At 62.2% G+C, this 18,846-nt stretch carries 18 protein-coding genes; 7 read left to right on the forward strand and 11 right to left on the reverse strand.

Annotation, left to right across the window (positions count from 1 at the left end; all coding sequences use genetic code 11):
- Positions 1–89 precede the first annotated feature (89 nt).
- Positions 90–1,103 (forward strand): SDR family NAD(P)-dependent oxidoreductase, encoded by a 1,014-nt coding sequence (locus AC0C6X_RS12680; RefSeq protein WP_247958971.1) that lies wholly within the window; start codon positions 90–92, stop codon positions 1,101–1,103.
- Here the strand turns inward: AC0C6X_RS12680 and AC0C6X_RS12685 are convergent, their stop codons facing one another.
- Entirely contained in the window at positions 1,104–2,048 is a 945-nt protein-coding gene (locus tag AC0C6X_RS12685) for a lytic transglycosylase domain-containing protein (RefSeq protein ID WP_376741631.1), read from the reverse strand.
- 106 nt (positions 2,049–2,154) lie between these two features.
- Positions 2,155–2,664 (reverse strand): GNAT family N-acetyltransferase, encoded by a 510-nt coding sequence (locus AC0C6X_RS12690; protein ID WP_247958972.1) that lies wholly within the window; start codon positions 2,662–2,664, stop codon positions 2,155–2,157.
- A gap of 37 nt (positions 2,665–2,701) precedes the next feature.
- Between AC0C6X_RS12690 and AC0C6X_RS12695 the strand changes: the two genes are divergently transcribed.
- Positions 2,702–3,271 carry a helix-turn-helix domain-containing protein gene (locus AC0C6X_RS12695; RefSeq protein ID WP_247959117.1) on the forward strand — a complete coding sequence of 190 codons (570 nt, stop codon included), beginning with the start codon at positions 2,702–2,704 and terminating at the stop codon, positions 3,269–3,271.
- A 2-nt stretch (positions 3,272–3,273) separates the two neighbouring features.
- On the opposite strand, the gene AC0C6X_RS12700 is transcribed toward AC0C6X_RS12695, so the two are convergent.
- From AC0C6X_RS12700 to AC0C6X_RS12710, 3 genes are all read right to left on the reverse strand, one after another.
- A complete protein-coding gene (locus AC0C6X_RS12700) occupies positions 3,274–4,077 on the reverse strand; it encodes an aminoglycoside phosphotransferase family protein (RefSeq protein ID WP_472953417.1) in 804 nt (267 codons plus the stop codon).
- Between the two features lie 66 nt (positions 4,078–4,143).
- A complete protein-coding gene (locus AC0C6X_RS12705; RefSeq protein WP_472953420.1) occupies positions 4,144–5,265 on the reverse strand; it encodes an alkene reductase in 1,122 nt (373 codons plus the stop codon).
- Positions 5,266–5,320: 55 nt separating this feature from the next.
- Positions 5,321–5,611, reverse strand: coding sequence for an ArsR/SmtB family transcription factor (locus AC0C6X_RS12710; protein ID WP_247958974.1), 291 nt, complete (start codon positions 5,609–5,611; stop codon positions 5,321–5,323).
- A 307-nt stretch (positions 5,612–5,918) separates the two neighbouring features.
- On the opposite strand from AC0C6X_RS12710, the gene AC0C6X_RS12715 reads away from it, so the two are divergent.
- Positions 5,919–6,263 carry a hypothetical protein gene (locus tag AC0C6X_RS12715; protein WP_472953423.1) on the forward strand — a complete coding sequence of 115 codons (345 nt, stop codon included), beginning with the start codon at positions 5,919–5,921 and terminating at the stop codon, positions 6,261–6,263.
- Here AC0C6X_RS12715 and AC0C6X_RS12720 read toward each other — a convergent pair.
- Both AC0C6X_RS12720 and trxB read right to left on the reverse strand, forming a co-directional pair.
- Entirely contained in the window at positions 6,227–7,123 is an 897-nt protein-coding gene (locus tag AC0C6X_RS12720) for a LysR family transcriptional regulator VtlR (RefSeq protein ID WP_173518131.1), read from the reverse strand. The genes AC0C6X_RS12715 and AC0C6X_RS12720 overlap by 37 nt on opposite strands.
- Before the next feature lie 115 nt (positions 7,124–7,238).
- Complete coding sequence (gene trxB / locus AC0C6X_RS12725; protein WP_472953425.1) at positions 7,239–8,213, reverse strand: thioredoxin-disulfide reductase; 975 nt, start codon at positions 8,211–8,213, stop codon at positions 7,239–7,241.
- 656 nt (positions 8,214–8,869) lie between these two features.
- Here trxB and AC0C6X_RS12730 point away from each other — a divergent pair.
- From AC0C6X_RS12730 to AC0C6X_RS12740, 3 genes are read left to right on the forward strand one after another with little or no spacing between them, the layout of a single operon-like run.
- Positions 8,870–9,340, forward strand: a complete 471-nt coding sequence (locus AC0C6X_RS12730) for an Lrp/AsnC family transcriptional regulator (RefSeq protein ID WP_043614306.1) — start codon at positions 8,870–8,872, stop codon at positions 9,338–9,340.
- A gap of 9 nt (positions 9,341–9,349) precedes the next feature.
- Complete coding sequence (locus AC0C6X_RS12735) at positions 9,350–10,171, forward strand: glycosyltransferase family 2 protein (RefSeq protein ID WP_472953426.1); 822 nt, start codon at positions 9,350–9,352, stop codon at positions 10,169–10,171.
- Between the two features lie 7 nt (positions 10,172–10,178).
- Complete coding sequence (locus AC0C6X_RS12740) at positions 10,179–11,201, forward strand: glycosyltransferase (RefSeq protein WP_173516545.1); 1,023 nt, start codon at positions 10,179–10,181, stop codon at positions 11,199–11,201.
- A 128-nt stretch (positions 11,202–11,329) separates the two neighbouring features.
- Here the strand turns inward: AC0C6X_RS12740 and AC0C6X_RS12745 are convergent, their stop codons facing one another.
- A complete protein-coding gene (locus tag AC0C6X_RS12745) occupies positions 11,330–12,388 on the reverse strand; it encodes a glycosyltransferase family 4 protein (protein WP_472953427.1) in 1,059 nt (352 codons plus the stop codon).
- An 86-nt stretch (positions 12,389–12,474) separates the two neighbouring features.
- Complete coding sequence (greA, locus tag AC0C6X_RS12750; RefSeq protein WP_077961205.1) at positions 12,475–12,951, reverse strand: transcription elongation factor GreA; 477 nt, start codon at positions 12,949–12,951, stop codon at positions 12,475–12,477.
- A gap of 294 nt (positions 12,952–13,245) precedes the next feature.
- On the opposite strand from greA, the gene AC0C6X_RS12755 reads away from it, so the two are divergent.
- Positions 13,246–14,760 (forward strand): MFS transporter, encoded by a 1,515-nt coding sequence (locus AC0C6X_RS12755; protein WP_472953428.1) that lies wholly within the window; start codon positions 13,246–13,248, stop codon positions 14,758–14,760.
- Between the two features lie 116 nt (positions 14,761–14,876).
- On the opposite strand, the gene AC0C6X_RS12760 is transcribed toward AC0C6X_RS12755, so the two are convergent.
- Entirely contained in the window at positions 14,877–15,152 is a 276-nt protein-coding gene (locus AC0C6X_RS12760; protein ID WP_173516542.1) for a DUF6894 family protein, read from the reverse strand.
- A gap of 198 nt (positions 15,153–15,350) precedes the next feature.
- Positions 15,351–18,842 carry a carbamoyl-phosphate synthase large subunit gene (gene carB / locus AC0C6X_RS12765; RefSeq protein ID WP_472953431.1) on the reverse strand — a complete coding sequence of 1,164 codons (3,492 nt, stop codon included), beginning with the start codon at positions 18,840–18,842 and terminating at the stop codon, positions 15,351–15,353.
- Positions 18,843–18,846 lie beyond the last annotated feature (4 nt).

The following is an 18,846-nucleotide window of genomic DNA, read 5'->3' on the forward strand; positions in this document are numbered from 1 at the left end:
TTTCAGTATATCCGCTCAAAGATGTTCGGCAATTCCGTTTAGCTCCATGATGCGTGATCCTCTGTTCATCGAAATGGATGGAGCGTGACATGATCGGGACGCAGGAAAGAACAAGGATCGCACTGGTGCTCGGGGCGACGGGCGGTATTGGCAGCGCCGTCGCGCGCGGGCTTGACAGGCGCGGCTGGCAGGTGCGCGCCTTGAACCGAAACGCCGAGAAGGCGGCGCGGGCGGAGCCGGCACTCGACTGGCGGCAGGGCGATGCCATGAGCACGCGGGATGTCCGCGCCGCGGCCGAAGGCGTCGATCTGATCGTGCACGCCGTCAATCCGCCCGGCTACCGCAATTGGGGCACCCTGGTGCTGCCGATGCTCGACAGCACCATCGCTGCGGCCAAGGCCACAGGGGCGCGCATCCTGCTGCCGGGAACGATCTACAATTTCGGCCGCGATGCCTTTCCCATTCTGACGGAGGACGCGCCGCAGAACCCGGATACGGACAAGGGCATGATCCGCAAAGAAATGGAGCGTCGGCTGAGGAATGCGTCCGACGCAGGCGTCGGTGTCATCATCGTCAGGGCAGGCGACTTCTTCGGCCCGGGAGCCGCGAACAACTGGTTCTCGCAAGGACTGGTAAAAGCCGGAAAACCGCTGACGGCGATTTCCTATCCCGGCCGCGAAGGCACTTCGCACCAGTGGGCCTATCTGCCCGACGTGGCGGAAACCATGATCCGTCTCGTCGAGCGTGCCGAGAACCTGCCGCGCTTTGCCGTCTATCACATGCGCGGCTTCCTCGACCGCAACGGCACAGAGATGGTGGCGGCGATCCGCCGTGCGGTCGGTAAGCCGGAGCTACCGGTGCGGGCGTTCCCCTGGTCGCTGATCGGCCTTGCCTCGCCCTTCGTCCCGCTCTTCAAGGAATTGCGCAAGATGCGCTACGTTTGGCGCGAACCGCTGAGGATGCCGAACGATCGGCTGCTTGCCGTTCTCGGTGAAGAGCCGCACACGCCGATCGACGAGGCGGTGGCTACGACGCTCAGGGGACTCGGCTGCCTGCCGTTGGAGGGAGCAGCTAGGAGCGCCGGCGACCGCGTTGCCACGTGATCAGTTCTTGAAGACGAGGCAGGCGCCGCCGCTCTTGCGGATGGTGGTGCAGAGCTTGTTCGCTTCCGCTTGGGTCTCGCGGCCGATGCGCGCGGCGTAGCGAATCCTGAGGCCAAAGCTGGCATTGCGCTCCCTAAGCAACAAAGGCTTCTCGCTTCGGATCGATTCCGGCAGGCGCTTGACCGCGTTCACGAACAGTCGCTGCGCTACCGATTTTTGGAAGTGCGCGGCGAGCTGTACGCCCCAGGGCGCCCATTCGGCTTCGTCGATCACCTCGATATCGCGAAGGTTGCGGGTACTGGCCAGCGCCACGCAGCCATCCAGGAAGGTCTTGTTCTTGTCGAGCGTCAGATCGAGGATTTTTGGAGGATTGTCGCGCCAGTCCTCGACGCTGTAGGCGGTGATCGCGAGCACGTAGTTGCGGGTTTCGGCCGGCAGCCAATCGACCTCGAGGAACCGCTCCAGCCCGTTTTCTCCGGCATTGTAGGCAGCGGCGGCAAAGCCGAGATTGCCGTAACGCGACTTGAGCTCGTTCAGATATTCCGCCGATTTTCCCAGTGCCTCGACGGCATCGAAGCTGTTGTTGAGCCCCCGCAGCTTCGCCGTTCCCGGCATGAACTGCGCGATCCCTTCGGCGCCCTTGGGGCTGACCGCATTCGGCCGGAACAGGCTTTCGCGCCAGATCAGGCGGGCGAAGAAGGCGGAAGGCAGGTCGTTCGCCGTCGCGTAATGATCGATCACGCCGCAGACGTCGCGGGCGAAATTCTCCTTGCTGATGCAGAGTGCCTGCGCGGGGTCTTTGGCCGACCGCCCCGAATAGACGCATTTCGGGCCAGGGGCGAGGTCGTCGATACGAGCAGCCGCCGATCCCGCGACGAAAACGGGTGCGCTGACAAGCAGCGCCAGCGCCGCTCTCGCGACCCGTGACCAAGCGACCGATCTCACTTTCCGCCGAAGACTCACGTTGCTGCGTTCCAGAAACACGCCTTATGCGTTCATAGCATCTCCAATCGCCTCGACAAGCGGTCATTGTCGAGGCGGATGCCGGAGCCTAGCGTGGCGAGCCCGTCCGAAGCACCAGTTGCATGAATGTGAGATCGAGCCAGCGGCCGAATTTCGTGCCGACCTCGCGCATGCGGCCGGTATCGACAAAACCCAGTTGGGCGTGAAGGCGGATCGAGGCCGTGTTTTCCGATTCGATGCCTGCGATCATCACATGCTTGCCCAGCCGTTCCGCTTCGGCGATCAGCGCGACCATGAGTTTGCGGCCGATGCCACCACCGCGATGATCCTTGTGAACGTAGACGGAATGCTCAACCGTGTGGCGATAGCCATCGAAGGCGCGCCAATCGCCGAATGAGGCATAGCCGACGATATCTCCCTCGTCGGAAACGGCCACCAGCACCGGATAGCCTGCGTCCGCACGGGCTTTCAGCCAGGCCGCCCGATTGGCGACATCGACCAGGGTCTCGTTCCAGATCGCCGTCGTGTTCGCGACGGCGTCGTTGTAGATCTCGCAGATGGCTGGCAGATCGTCTTGGATGGCCGCCCTGATCAACATGCTTGCTCCTCGCATTCGTCCACTATATGACTACGACATGAATACTAAAGTAGACGGTCTGGATCAACGGCTCGGTGAACGAATTCGTCTCGAACGGGAAGCGCGCGGCTGGTCGCTGAGCGAACTTTCAGAGCGCTCCGGTGTCTCGCGCGCAATGATCCACAAGGTCGAGCGGGGCGACAGCAGCCCGACGGCGACATTGCTCGCAAAGCTTGCGGGCGCGTTCGGCCTGACCATGTCCAGCCTGATCGCGCGAGCGGAGATGAGTCAGGGCCGGCTGTCGCGACGGCGGGATCAATCGGTGTGGCGCGATCCGCAAACGGGATATCTTCGGCGCCACGTTTCACCGATGTCGGACCTGCCGCTCGAACTTGTCGAGGTCGAGCTTCCGGCCAGCGCCGAGGTGCCGATCCCGGCATCCGCCTATGCGCTTCATCGTCGATGGATATGGGTGAAACAAGGCAGCCTCACCTTTGTGGAGGGCCCTGAGACCCACGTTCTTGGCGAGGGGGACTGCCTGGAACTCGGGCCGCCGCAGGATTGCGTCTTCCGCAACGCCGGCAGCGAGGCGTGCATTTATGCCGTCATCCTGTTGAGGACCGGCTGAGCTTAGCGATCGAGCTCGGCGATTGCGATCTCGGCCATCGTCAGATCGCTCTCGACGCCGAAGTCGTCACCGTCCTCCAGGAACCAGGCAGCGGAAAGCCCGGAATAGGCCAGCACCCAATTGAGGATGCGCCGCGGGTGAAGGCCCGTCTCTTCGGCAACGATCGGCAGATGCCTTTGCAGCCGGCCAGGAGCGGTGACCAAAGGTAGCTCCGGATTGCAGAACAGGTTGGCATAGTCGTAGCCGCGATCGCCGAACACGCGCTTTGGATCGATCGCCAGCCAGCCGCGGTCGCCGAAATCGAGGATGTTGGCGTGGTGCACGTCGCCATGAAGCACGACGGGCGGTTCCGGATCGGCAAGCAGGCCCTTCGCCGCCTCCAGCGCACGCGCAAACAGGCCACCTCGGGCAGGGGCGGCGGCTTCCAGCGAGGCGAACCATTTGTCGAGCGGGACGAGATCCTGCGGAACGGGCGTCAAACGCGGCGCATGCAGTTCCGCAACCGTGCGGCAGATGATGCGCGTCGCGTCTTGATCGCTTCCCGTCATTGCCATGTGGAACAGGTTGCGCTGGCTATCCGTGCGCTCCATCAGTACGGCATCGCCGTCGGACTCATAGACTTTTGCGGCGCCTTGCCCGTTCCAATAGAGCATCGGCAGGCGACCGAACTTTTCTTCGGGATCCCGCGCGACCTTCAGCATCGCTTGATGGTTGCGATAGCGGACGGGATGAAGATGGCTGGAGGGCGTGACGATAATTTCGCCGTCCGGCTGTAATGACCATTTTTCAAAATATAAAGAAAACATAAGAGGTTGATTTCCCAATGGACAAATGCCCCGCCGAGGTGACGGGGCATGGGCCATGTGGGAGCGTCAGGCGACCTGTTCAAGGGCCGGATAGTCGGTGTAGCCCTTGGCGCCGCCCCCATAGAAGGTCGCCTGGTCCGGCGCGTTGAGCGGCGCGTCGAGCTTCAGCCGCTCGACGAGATCCGGATTGGCGATGAACGATTTGCCGAAAGCGACGAGATCGGCTTCGCCGTCCCTGACCGTCTTCACCGCCAGCGCCTTGTCATAGCCGTTGTTCGTCATCCAGGCAGCCTTGCCGCCGGCCGTCACATAGGCGGAACGCAGCGCGTCATAGTCGAACGGCCGGTCGCCCTGCTGGTGGTCGCGCGGGCCGCCCGTCGCGCCCTCGATGATGTGGATATAGGCGAGGGGATAACGGGCGAGGTTCGCGACGACATAGCCGAAGAGCGATTGCGGTTCGGGATCGAACGCGTCGTTGGCCGGTGTTACCGGCGAAAGACGGATGCCGACGCGGCCAGCGCCGATTTCCTTCGTCACCGCATCCATGACCTCAAACAGGAAGCGAGCCCGGTTCTCGATCGAACCGCCGTAGGAATCCGTCCGATGGTTCGATCCGGAGCGCAGGAACTGATCGATGAGATAGCCGTTGGCCGCGTGGATCTCGATGCCGTCGAAGCCGGCATCGATCGCGGCGCGCGCAGCCTTGCGGTAGTCCTCGACGATACCTTCGATCTCGCCAATTTCCAGCGCGTGCGGTTCGGAGGTTTCGGCAAAGGAGCCGGTGCCATCCGGATTGATCAGATAGGTCTTGGATTTGGCGCGGATTGCGGACGGCGCAACCGGCTTGAGGCCGTTCGGCTGCAGCGAATTGTGCGAGATACGGCCGACATGCCACATCTGCACGACGATCCGTCCACCTTTCGCATGCACTGCATCCGTCACCTTGCGCCAGCCTTCCAGCGCCTCCGGCGTATAGAGGCCGGGCACGTCGGCATAGCCCTGACCCTGCTGTGTGATTGCCGTTCCCTCGGTAATCAGCAAGCCGGCCGTTGCACGCTGCTCATAATAGGTGACGTTCAGTGTGTTCGGTACGGCGCCGGGAGAACGATTGCGCGTCAGCGGCGCCATGACGATGCGGTTCTTCAGCGGGATATCGCCGATGGTGATGGGGTCGAAAAGCGAGGCCATGTGAGGTCCTTTCATGGAGGTCTGTTTGGGAGGTCTGCTTGGGAGGTGTTGCGGTTCAGAGGTCGCCGATGCTCTTGAGGAAGGCGGCAATCGTCTCTTCGTCACGACGATAGAAGATCCACTGGCCGACCCGGCGCGTTGTCACGAGGCCGGCGCGCTGAAGTACCGCGAGGTGCGAGGAAACGGTCGACTGCGACAGGCCGCAGCGTTCGAACTGACCGGCGCATACGCCGAGATCGAACGGATGCTCCTGCGTCGGGAAATGGAGCTGAGGCTCTTTCAGCCAGGCGAGGATGTTCACCCGCACTGGATGGGCAAGCGCTTTCAATATCTCGTCTCGGTCCACTGCATATCGCCATATCGAGTTTTATCGATAGATGTATCGTGAAAGGACGATATTCAAATCACAAGGCCGTGAGCATCGGCGAGGGCAAAAAAAAAAGGACCTCAAGAAACTTGGGCCCTTGTAGTTGTGAAGGTAATGAGAACCTCCAGAGGGGAACAGCTAATGCGGTGGCGGGGAGGAGAAGCCACCAAGAATGCATCAGCTGCAATTTGATATGGGAAGCGAACTACCGACTTTCAATAGTCGGCTGTGATTTTCGTCACAGTTCGCCCGCATCTAACAGTAGACAAAAAAAGAGGGCCACAAGGTGACTTGGGCCCTTATAAGTTGTGAAGGTAATTTAAACCTCCAGAGGGGAACAGCTGCTGCGGTGGCACTGGGAGGAGAAGCCACCAAAGATGCATCAGCTGAGTTTGGTATGCTGCTTTTTTGGGCGGGCAACAATCATTTAATATGCATGACAGCCATGTCATGTGCGCATCCCTGCACATTATTGCATCGCACAACAAAATGCGCCGCACAAAATCGAGGAAGCATTCAAAATATCGCAGCAAAAACAGCTTGTTATGGAAGAAACCAAGAAATGCCCACAAAAAGAGCATTTGCAGATCGGCGTCAGAAATTCCAGTTCCGCGCTTTGGCGACGATGTAATCGCGGAAGACCTTGAGCTTCGCAGCGTTCTTCATCTCGTCGGGATAGCAAAAATAGGTATCGAACGACGGGATGTCGGCACTGATCGGAAGCTGGATGAGGCCGGGGTCGCGGCCGACGATATAGTCCGGCAGCATGGCGATGCCGATGCCCAAGAGGCAGGCGCGCTTGATCGAGGTCTGGCTGTTGATCTGCAGGTGCGACACGCGCGGATTGTCGGAATCGCGGCCAGCGATCTCGAGCCAGTTCACGTCGAGCAGATAGTTCGGCGCCGGTTCGCCGAAGGTGATGATGCGGTGATTGTCGAGGTCGTTGATCGACTGCGGTTCACCGTACTTGTTGATGTAGGACGGCGCGGCGTAGACGTGCATATGCACGGTGAAGAGCTTGCGCTGAATCAGGTCCGACTGCTGCGGCTGGCGCAGCCGAATGGCGCAGTCCGCATGGCGCATGTTCACGTCGAGCTCTTCGTTGTCGAGGATGAGCTGGACCTGCACATCCGGATGCAGCGACATGAATTCCTGGATCTTGTCCGTGAGCCAGCCCTGGCCGAGACCGACGGTCGTGGTGATGCGCAGCTTGCCGCTCGGCTTGTCGGTGGTCTCGCTGAGCTGAATCTTGACGCTTTCGAGCTTCATCAGCACTTCGTGCGCCGTGCGGTAGAGGATTTCGCCCTGTTCGGTCAGGATCAGGCCGCGCGCATGACGGTGAAACAGCTTGATGCCAACGTCCTGTTCAAGCGAACTCACCTGCCGGCTGATCGCCGACTGGGAGAGATGGAGCTTGTCTGCCGCATGCGTGAACGACCCAGCCTCGGCCGCCGCGTGAAAAATGCGCAGTTTGTCCCAGTCCAGCGACATGAAGTCCCCCATATGAAACCACTCCGGGAGACGGGGTCCTGTCTCCCGGATGTGGCTGATGCGTCTGTTCCCACACGGGGAGGTGCCTCAGGACACCCGCCCCGATTCGCAGCTTCTATTCGGCTGCAATTGCGACGGGCATATGACCCGCCAGGTATTTCTCAGCCTCGAGCGCTGCCATGCAGCCCATGCCGGCCGCCGTCACCGCCTGACGATAGATGTCGTCCGTCACGTCGCCTGCGGCAAAAACGCCGGGTACGTCGGTCGCCGTCGAATCGGGCGCGGTCCACAGGTAGCCGTTGGACTTTTGCCGAAGCTTGCCTTTGAAAAGTTCGACCGCCGGCGCGTGGCCGATCGCGACGAAAACGCCGTCGGTGACCATGTCCGAGGTCTCGCCGGTCTTGGTGTTGCGCAGCTTCACGCCGTTGACCGAGGCAGGCATCGGCGGCTTCGCCGGAGTACCCAGGTACTCGACGACCTCGTGGTCCCAGATCACCTTGACATTCGGCTTGGCGAACAGGCGCTCCTGCAGGATTTTCTCGGCGCGGAAGGAATCGCGGCGGTGCACGACGGTGACGGTCTTGGCGAGATTCGACAGATACAGCGCCTCTTCCACGGCCGAGTTGCCGCCGCCGACGACGATGACGTCCTTGTTGCGGTAGAAGAAACCGTCGCAGGTGGCGCAGGCCGAGACGCCGAAGCCCATGAAGGTGTGTTCGGTCTCGATGCCGAGCCACTTGGCCTTGGCGCCGGTTGCGATGATCAGGGCGTCCGCCGTCCACTCGCTACCGCTGTCGGTCTTGACGCGGAACGGGCGCACCGACAGATCGACATCGGTCACGAGATCATTGACGATATCGGCACCGACATGGGTCGCCTGCTTCAGCATCTGCTCCATCATCCAGGGCCCCTGAACCGGATCGGCATAACCCGGATAGTTTTCCACGTCGGTGGTGATCATCAGCTGGCCGCCCTGTTCCAGGCCGGCGATCAGCACCGGCTCGAGCATGGCGCGCGCCGTATAGATGGCGGCGGTATAACCAGCCGGGCCGGAGCCGACGATCAGCACTTTCACGTGACGGGCAGTCATAGTCTTGTCCTTCGTTCACGGGGAGAGGAAACGCTCTCGTCCGATTCCATTGCGTCAATGGGAAATAGTTCCATAGTTTAGGTATTCCCTGCCATGACTTTCAAGGGCGTCCGCCCTGATACACACAAGTGCTTGAGCGCCAAGCCTAGTTTTGCCACCAGATGACGCGTTTGTGCACCAGGTTCGGCCATGCGATCCGATTTGCCGGACCTTGCGCCGCGAGCGGTGCGACGAAGGAATGATCGCCATAGCCGGCCAAGCCTGTGCCGCTTGCGGCGGTCGCGGCCCATTTTTGCGATCCTACCGGTCTCGGCCATGCCATTTTCCCGCGAATAGTCGGCGCGACTGCTTGTTGTCCAGCGGGTTTGGCGATATTTCACGCGGATTCACTTTGCTGGAGAAGCATATGGGGTTGAATGCCGGCCGTGCTTGGTTCCATCGCGAAGGCGCTGCGCCCGGCCACGCACCGACTCGAGACGACCTCGCCCTTGGAGAGCGCGCCTTGCCGAAAATCTCGACAGAGATGATCGCGGCCGCGCCGGGATAGGGGACCAGTCAGCGTCGCCGGCCATCGGGCCAGCCCAACCATCGGCAAATACAAGGTTTTCGACTTTGCCCTCGCGCATAAAGTCGCCACGCAAAAAGGACGAACGTTCATGACGAAACAAGTCGAGCTCGACGCAATCGATCTCAAGATCCTTCGCGAGCTCCAGCGTGATGGCCGGATGACCAATGTCGATCTCGCCCAACGGGTCGGCATCTCTGCGCCGCCCTGCCTCAGGCGCGTGCGCAAGCTCGAAGAAACCGGCGTCATCAAGGGCTATCACGCGCTCCTGAACGCGCCGGCCCTCGGCTTCGATCTCGTCGCCTTCTGCATGGTGGGCCTCAAGCGCCAGTCGGAAGCCGATCTCAAGGCCTTCGCTGCCGCCACGGCCGAATGGCAGATTGTCCGCCAGGCCTGGACAGTTTCCGGCGAAAGCGACTTCCTGCTGCATTGTGTCGCCGAGAACCTGACAACTTTCCAGGATTTCGTCATCGAAGTGCTGACGGCCAACGAACGGGTCGACACGGTGCGCACGATGCTGACCATTCGCCAGGTCAAGGATATCGGCCTCGTCCAGATCTAAGGCCCGCCCATGAGCAAGCTTCCGCTTTCCGCCTTCATCATCTGCCAGAACGAAGAAGCCTATCTCGGCAATTGCATCGAGAGCCTCGATCAATGCGCGGAAATCGTCATCGTCGACTCCGGCTCGACCGACGGCACGCCGGCACTCGTGCAATCCTATATCGACAAGGGCTGGCCGATCCGCTTCCTGCACGAGCCGTGGCGGGGTTATGCCGGTCAGAAGCAATTCGCCCTCGATCAATGCACGCAGCCGTGGTGCCTCAACATCGATTCCGACGAGCGCCTGGACGGGTCGCTGAAGGCGCTGCTGCCATCGCTGCTCGAGGCACCGGCGGAGACGGTCGGCTGGCGCGTTGCCCGCAGGCCCTATCTGATCGGCTACGGCTACACGCCAGAGCGCGTGCACGAAAGGCGGAACCTCAGGCTGATCCGCCAGGGCAGGGGACGCTACGACCTCAACCAGAAGGTCCATGAGGGTATCGTGCCGGATGGTGCCGTCGGCGCTGCCCGCAAGGGCAGCCTGCTTCACTACCGGCCGTTGATCATCGACGAGCAGATCCTCAAGGAAAACAAATACTCGACGCTCAAGGCAGACCAGCAGTTTGCCGCCGGCAAGTCCGCGCGGCCCTACAAGATGCTGTTCAGCCCACCGCTCTATTTCTACCGGCTCTATTTCCGCAACGGCCTTTGGCGCTGCGGCTTTCCGGGCTTCATCGAAGCGATGACGGGGGCCGTCTACGCCTTCCTGACCGCAGCCAAGATCTATCAGAGGCACGCGCTGAAACGCCGTCCGAACCATGACGACATGGATCGGCGCCAGGCCAGCCCGTGAGGTTCCCATGAAAATCATGCACTTTCATTTCGGTAAGGACGGCGGCGCAGAGCGCTTCTTCGTTCATCTGGTCAATGCGCTTGGCGAGCGCGGCGTCGAGCAGACGTCGGTCATCCGGCCCGGGCGCATCTGGCGGAAGGATATCGAAGGTGCGACGCGCATCATCGAAAGCAATTTCCGCAACCTGTCGCTCGACCGGATCCTTCTGCCGATGAAGGTCAGCAGCATGGCGCGCCGCGAGAAGCCGGACGCGCTCTTCGCCTGGATGCCGCGCGCAAGCCGCCTCATGCCGAACTACAAGGGCTGCATCAAGATTTCCCGCCTCGGCGACTATCCGCTGCGTCTCGACTATTTCCGCAATACCGATTGTCTCGTCTGCAACACGCCGGGCATTGCCGAACATGTGCGCAAGCTCGGCTGGACGCGCGACGTCGAGGTCATCTCCAACTTCACCGGTACCGAGCGGGTCGCCTCCGTCAGCCGGGCAACACTTGATACGCCGGAGAACGCGCCCGTCGTCATGTCGATGGGACGCTTCGTCCCACGCAAGGGATTCCACACGCTGATCCAGGCGATCGCCAAGGTGCCGGACGCCTACCTCTGGCTCGTCGGCGACGGCGAGGAACGTGGAAACCTGGAGAAGCTGGCCGCCGATCTCGGCGTCTCGAAGCGCGTACGCTTTGCGGGCTGGCAGAAGGATACGCGTCCCTTCCTCGCCGCTTCGGACATTTTCGTCATGGCATCGAGCCATGAGCCGCTCGGCAATGTCATCCTCGAGGCCTGGGCCCAGGGCACGCCCGTTGTTTCGAGCCGTTCCGAAGGGCCGCAATGGTTCATGCGCGACGGCGAAAACGGCTTGATGGTCGATATCGGCGATGCCGACGGCTTTGCCCAGGCGATTGACAGGATCGCAAACGACACGTCGCTGGGCGAACGCCTTGCCGTACGCGGCCACGAGACGCTGATGAACCAGTTCTCCAAGCAGGCGATCACCGACGCCTATCTGAAGCTTTTCGCCTCGAAGCGCTGAGGTCGCTCTACAGCGCCGCGCGTCTAATCAGACGCGCAAAGGTCGCCGTAGCACTTTGATTTTCTGCATGTCTCCTTAAATCGAGGTCGATTTAAGGAGACATGCAGCAGCACGCGGCCGCCGGCCGCTCAGAAGCGCATCAACCGCTCGTAGACGGCATTGATCGCACGGGCCTCACCTTCGATCGCGAAGGACGCACAGGTCAGCCCCAGGCCATTGGCGCCGGCCGTGGCGCGGCGGCCATCATCGTCCATGAATCCGGCAGTCGCCTCGACCATCGCCTGCAGGTCGTTTGCGGCAATGATCGTGCCGGTTTCCTGCTCACCGACGACGACCAGTTCCGAAAACGCGCCGACATCGGTCGCGACAACCGGCACCCCGGTTGCCATGGCCTCGAGCGGCGTCAGGCCAAAACCTTCCCAGCGTTGCGGCGCGACGAAGAGGTCGAGCGCGCGATACCAATCGGGAATGTTTGTGTGTTCGCCGACGAAACGGATGCGGTCCGTCAGGCCGGCCTTTGCCACACGTTCCTTCAGCTCGTTCTCGAACGCCACATGCGGGCCGGTCGCGCGCCCCGCAACGACGGCGCTCCAGCCCGGCCGGCAGGGGAGCAGCGCGATCATGCTGTCGACGAAGAGATCGGTTCCCTTCTGCTTACGAACCCGCCCGAAGCAGCCGACATATTTCTGCGCGGGGTCGAGGCCGAGCGCGGACTTGGCGGCAGCCGCGTCCACAGGCGGCCGGAAGCGTTTCGTGTCGATGCCGTGCAGGATCACCGTGTTCGGCACTTCGAGATAGGCGGCAGTCTTGCCGCTCGTCGCGATCACCGCATCCATCCTGGAGATCAGGAACTTGCTCCAGCCGGTGTGGCGGCGTTGCGAGGCGGACGTGAAGACGATCTTCAGCTTCATGCCGAGCAGGTCGCGCAGCACGATCGCCGGCAGCATCTCGACGTTGCGGCGCGCATGCCAGACCCGGCAGGGCCGACCGTCCGGTGCGCTCCACAAGCGCAGGAGATCGCGGAATCGGATCGAGGGCAGGGTATCCGGCAGTCCCGGGCCGAGCACGGCGATCTTTTCGCCGAGCGCGCGCTGGATCGGAATCAACTGAATAATGGTGGACGTCACGCCCGAGAGGCGGCGCTTGAAATTGGGAGCGATGACTTCGACGTTCCGGATATCGGCCACGAAAGCGCACTCCTTGCGCGAGCAACGATCGTCTTTTGGGAATGAGAGAATGGGGCGATGGGAGGCTTCGCCCCTGCCGGGGCTGATCAGCCCCAGTTGACCGCGAGAATTTCATAGGCCTTGGAGCCGCCGGGGGCGTTCACTTCGATGGAATCGCCGACTTCCTTGCCGATCAGGGCGCGCGCGATCGGCGACGAGATCGAGATGCGGCCAGCCTTCACGTCGGCCTCCTGGTCGCCGACGATCTGATAGGTCTTTTCTTCGTCCGTGTCCTCGTCAACGAGCTTGACCTTGGCGCCAAACTTGATCTTGGAGCCGGACATCTTCGAGAGATCAATGACTTCCGCGCGGGCGATCAAGTCTTCGAGCTCGGTGATGCGGCCCTCATTGTGGCTCTGCGCCTCCTTGGCGGCATGGTATTCGGCATTTTCCGACAGGTCGCCATGTGCACGGGCTTCGGCAATCGCCTCGATGATTCGTGGTCGTTCTTCCTGCTGGCGCCAGCGCAGCTCCTCCTGCAGGTTGACGAATCCACCCTGGGTCATCGGCACTTTTTCGACCATTTCATTGTCCTTCATCAAGCACGAGGCGCCGCCCTTCGGGCAGCGCCAACGCAAAAGAAAACGGTCTCCGGCGCGCGAACACCGGAACCGTCCGAAACTTTGAGCCCCGGTTATAGCAGAAACGGAAGCGCGAAAGCCAGATATTTCGCCACCGTCCACCGAAGGTGACAAACCATCCGCAACTTGTAGACGAACAAAACCGGTGGCAAGTTTCGCAGAAACCGCTTTACCTCAACTGCGGTTGAGGTCGTATCAGAATTGCTCCTGCAGTATATCAAAGAGGAAGCAAGGGGCATGGATCTGGCCAAGGACCACGATATCAAGGCGGACCTGGACGCGGGGTCGCACGAGGACGGGCGCTGGAGCGAACTGCTCCGGCCAGGCTATCTGGCGGCAACGGTGACGCTCTGCCTTGGGGTCGCACTTTTTGCGTTCAATGAATTTTTCATAGCGACGGCACTACCGACGGCTGTCGCGGACATCGGCGGCGCCACGCTGCTTTCCTGGGCGGTCACGCTCTATCTCGTCTTCGCGATTCTCGGCGGGGCGGTTGCGGCCAATCTGAAGGCAAGGTTCGGCGCCCGCGGCACGCTGATTGCAGCCGCCATCGTATTTGTCGGCGGAACCATGATAGCGACGACCGCGAGCAGCATGCCGCAGGTGCTCGCCGGCCGGGTGTTCCAGGGATTCGGCGAGGGTATCATCGCCGCGGTCTGCTATGCGCTGATCCCGGAGCTCTTTCCGCCGCGGCTGGTGCCGAAGGTCTTCGGAGCCGAAGCCATCGTCTGGGCGATGGCGGCTTTCGGCGGTCCGCTCGTCTCCGGATTCGTCACGGAACATTGGTCCTGGCGGGCGGCCTTCGGCGTCAACGTCCCTGCCGCGGCAATCTTCGTCGCCCTCGTCCTCGCCATCGTGCCGACCCAAAAGATATCGATCGGCAAATCACGCCCGATCCCGCTCCTGCGGCTGACCGTCGTCGGCGCCGGCATATTGCTGATATCGGTTTCAACCACGGCCAGAAGCGTTCCGTTGATGGTCGTCGCATTGACAACGGCGCTGACGATCCTTTGGGCAGCGGTCGAGACCGACCGGCGGGCGGCGCATTCGATCTTGCCTGCCGGCGCCTTCGCGCTCACAAAACCGCTCGGTACCGGCCTTTGGGTCGTGCTGTTGATGCCACTGGCGCAAGCGTCCGGCTCCGTCTACCTCATCTATGGCCTGCAGCACGTGTGGAACTTCAGCCCGACCGCTGCCGGATTTTCCGGTGCGCTGATGGCGATCTCCTGGAGCGTGACAGCAATTCTCGTTGCGAGCCTGCACTCGCACGATCTGCGTGTGAAGCTCATCCAGACGGGGCCGGCCCTACTCAGCCTCGGACTCGTCGGCCTGACGATCGCGGTCGCCATTGACGAGTTCCGGCTGGTCTTTCCAAGCCAGATCGCGATCGGCGCCGGCTTCGGAGTCTCCTGGGGGCCGCTCAGCCAGTTGATGATGGATGTTTCGCCCCATAGGGAACGTGACAAGACCTCGGCATTTCTGCCGACGCTGCAATCGGCGGGTTACGCCATCGGTGCAGCAATCTGCGGATTGACCGCGAATCTCCAGGGCTTCGACGAGAAGGCAAGCGTCGCCACGATGCACGGGGCACTGTTCGCCGTCTTCATCGTCGCGACCATGATCTCGACGGCATCGCTCTACTTCGGCCTTAGGACCGTGCGGCTTGCCACCAAGCCGTCCGGGAGGAATGCGGGGGAAGCAGCGGTCCAGGCGGTCTCTGGAAACCAAAGCGTCGTGCTTTCAGATGAGTGACGCTTTGGCACTTTGATTCGGGAGCATCTTTCGGTTCTCGCGGCGCCGCCGCTCTAACCCATTGTTCTTGCCGCATTTGTGCGACGTCAGGTGATTCCACCTGACTGCAAAACGCTCTAGGCGGCCGCGTGGAGCGGGGCGCCGACGTAGCGGCGCCCAAGCAGCGCGCGCTGCTCGCCGCCACGGCCGCTCGACGGAACGATCGTCGCAAGCAGCCGGCGATTGCCGGAGAAGACCTCGACCCTCAGCGATCCATAGTCCGCATCGCGACCTATCCTGTCGGCGATGCGCTGGCCATAATAGAGCGCCGAGCCCTCGTCGAAATGGATGATGCCGTCCTCGTCGACGAAGTGCTCGTCGCCCCAATGCAAATCGAAAAAATAGAGTTGCACGATCTTGCCCCGTAGCGCGCCCGCCGGAGGCCCCTCCGATTCCCAAGCGCTGACACATTGGAGCACGATGCGGACGAACGCAGCCTGAACCGCCCATTCATGCGGCATTCAGCCGGACCGGGTGGACGAAAGCGCGGATGGCGGTCGATCGTCAGGACTGGAAGCGGCGCGCGAGATCGTCGCGCGCCGCTCGTACTATCAGGCCTTGAAGTAGCTCTGCAGCGGGCGCACTTCGAGGCTGCCGGCCTTCAGCGCCTTGATTGCATGCGCTGCCGCTTCCGCGCCGGCCATGGTGGTGTAGTAGGGCACCTTCTGCATCAGCGTTGCGCGGCGCAGCGACTTCGAGTCCGAAATCGCCTTGTTGCCATCGGTCGTGTTGATGACCAGTTGGACCTGGCGGTTGCGGATCGCGTCCTCGACGTGCGGCCGGCCTTCCTGGACCTTGTTGACCTTGGTCGCGGCAATGCCGTTTTCACCGAGGAAGCGAGCGGTACCGGCCGTGGCCATGACCTTGAAGCCGATATCGACGAGGATGCGGATCGCCGGAAGAACCCGGGTCTTGTCCTCGTCGCGCACCGAAACGAACACCGTTCCATCGCGCGGCAGGTCGACGCCGGCGCCGAGCTGCGACTTGGCGAAGGCGAGCGCATAGTCGGTGTCGAGACCGATGACTTCGCCGGTCGAGCGCATTTCCGGACCGAGCAGCGTGTCGACGCCGGGGAAGCGCGCGAAGGGGAAGACCGCTTCCTTCACCGCAATGTGCTTCAGGTTGCGCGGATCCGGCTTCTCGCCATAGGCGGCGATCGCCACATCCAGCGTTTCGCCCGCCATGACGCGGGCCGCGATCTTGGCGATCGGCGCGCCGATCGTCTTGGCGACGAAGGGCACGGTACGCGAGGCGCGCGGGTTGACTTCAAGCACGTAGATCGTGCCGTCCTTGATGGCGAATTGCACGTTCATCAGGCCGCCGACATTGAGCGCCTTGGCAAGCGCCGACGTCTGGCGCTCGAGTTCGTCGACCAGGGCCGTGTCGAGCGTGTGCACCGGCAGCGAGCAGGCGCTGTCGCCCGAGTGAATGCCGGCTTCCTCGATATGTTCCATGATGCCCGAGACGAAGACGTCCTTGCCGTCGCAGAGGCAGTCGACGTCCACTTCCGTGGCGTTTGTCAGGTAGCTGTCGAAAAGCAGCGGGTTCTTGCCGAGCAGCGTGTTGATCTGGCCGGTCTTGTCGTTCGGGTAGCGCTGCTTGATGTCTTCCGGAACCAAGCCCGGAACCGTGTCGAGCAGATAGGTCTGCAGCATGCTTTCCGAATGGATGATCTGCATGGCGCGGCCGCCGAGAACGTAGGACGGGCGCACGACCAGCGGGAAGCCGATCTCGGCAGCAACGAGGCGTGCCTGCTCGACCGAGTAGGCGATGCCGTTGCGCGGCTGGTTGAGGTCGAGCTTCATCAGGAGCTTCTGGAAGCGGTCGCGATCTTCGGCAAGGTCGATCGCATCCGGTGCGGTGCCGAGGATCGGGATGCCGTTCTTTTCCAGCGCTTCGGCGAGCTTCAGCGGCGTCTGGCCGCCGAACTGCACGATGACGCCGACGAGTTCACCCTTCTCCTGCTCGGCGCGCATGATCTCGATCACGTCTTCGGCCGTCAGCGGCTCGAAATAAAGGCGGTCGGAGGTGTCGTAGTCGGTCGAAACGGTCTCCGGGTTGCAGTTGATCATGATCGCTTCGTAGCCGGCGTCCTTCAGCGCGAAGGCCGCGTGGCAGCAGCAATAGTCGAACTCGATGCCCTGGCCGATGCGGTTCGGACCGCCACCGAGGATGACGACCTTCTTTCGGTCGGAGACCCCGGCTTCGGAACGGGCGGCACCGACGAAGGGCGTTTCATAGGTCGAGTACATGTAGGCCGTCGGCGAGGCGAACTCGGCAGCGCAGGTGTCGATGCGCTTGTAGACCGGACGGACATTCAATGCATTGCGCAGTTCCGCCACTTCCTTCGGGCGCCTGCCGCCGAGCGTGGCGAGCCGGGCGTCGGAGAAGCCCATGGCCTTCAGCATGCGCAGGTTTTCGGCATCCTCGGGCAGGCCGTGCTCGCGGATGCGCGCCTCCATGTCGACGATCGCCTTGAACTGGGCGATGAACCACGGATCGATCTTGCTCGCCTCGTGAACGTCCGCCTCGCTCATGCCGAGGCGGAGCGCCTGAGCAACCATGCGCAGCCGGTCCGGCGTCGGCGTGCCGATCGCAGCGCGGATGGCGTTGCGGCCATCGCCGTCGTCGTCCATGTCGGGGATTTCGATTTCGTCGAGCCCGGTGAGGCCGGTTTCGAGGCCGCGCAGCGCCTTCTGCAGCGATTCGGCGAAGGTACGGCCGATCGCCATGACTTCACCGACCGACTTCATGGCGGTCGTCAGAACCGGCGAGGCACCCGGGAACTTCTCGAAGGCGAAACGCGGGATCTTGGTGACGACGTAGTCGATCGACGGTTCGAATGATGCCGGCGTCGCGCCGCCGGTGATGTCGTTGTCGAGCTCGTCCAGCGTGTAGCCGATCGCGAGCTTCGCCGCGATCTTGGCGATCGGGAAGCCGGTCGCCTTCGATGCGAGCGCCGAGGAGCGCGAAACGCGCGGGTTCATCTCGATGACGACCAGGCGGCCGTTCTCCGGGTTGACGGCGAACTGGACGTTCGAGCCACCGGTTTCGACCCCGATCTCGCGCAGCACCGCGATCGAGGCGTTGCGCATGATCTGGTATTCCTTGTCCGTCAGCGTCAGCGCCGGGGCAACGGTGATCGAATCGCCGGTATGCACGCCCATCGGATCGATGTTCTCGATCGAGCAGATGATGATGCAGTTGTCCGCGGTGTCGCGGACCACTTCCATCTCGTATTCCTTCCAGCCGAGCACCGATTCTTCGATCAGCACTTCAGTGGTCGGCGAAGCATCGAGACCGCTGCCGACGATGTCGAAGAATTCAGTACGGTTGTAGGCAATGCCGCCGCCGGTGCCGCCAAGGGTGAAGGACGGGCGGATGATCGCCGGCAGGCCGACATCGTCGAGCGCCTGTGCGGCAATCGCCATCGCATGGTTCATGTAGCGCTGCTTGCGATCGCCTTCGCCGAGGTTCCACTGGTTCTCGAGCTCGTCGAGCGCCTTGTCGAGTTCCGGGCCAGAAAGACGGTTCTTCAGTTCGGCGCGCTCGGCCTCATGCACCTTGCGGTCGTGGTCCTTGATGTCGGTGGCGTTCGCCAGCCGCGACTTCGGCGTTTCGAGGCCGATCTTCGCCATGGCTTCGCGGAAGAGCGCGCGGTCTTCGGCCTTGTCGATCGCGTCCGGCTTCGCGCCGATCATCTCGACATTGTAGCGGTCGAGAACGCCCATGCGGCGCAGCGACAGCGCCGTGTTGAGCGCGGTCTGGCCGCCCATGGTCGGCAGCAGCGCGTCCGGGCGCTCCTTGGCGATGATCTTGGCGACGACTTCCGGCGTGATCGGCTCGACGTAGGTTGCGTCGGCGAGGCCCGGATCGGTCATGATCGTTGCCGGGTTGGAGTTGACGAGGATGACGCGGTAGCCTTCCTCTTTCAGCGCCTTACAGGCCTGGGTGCCGGAATAGTCGAATTCGCATGCCTGACCGATGACGATCGGCCCCGCGCCGATGATAAGAATGGACTTGATGTCTTGGCGCTTCGGCATGGTC

The sequence above is a fragment of the Ensifer sp. VA4 genome (genome assembly GCF_055710065.1).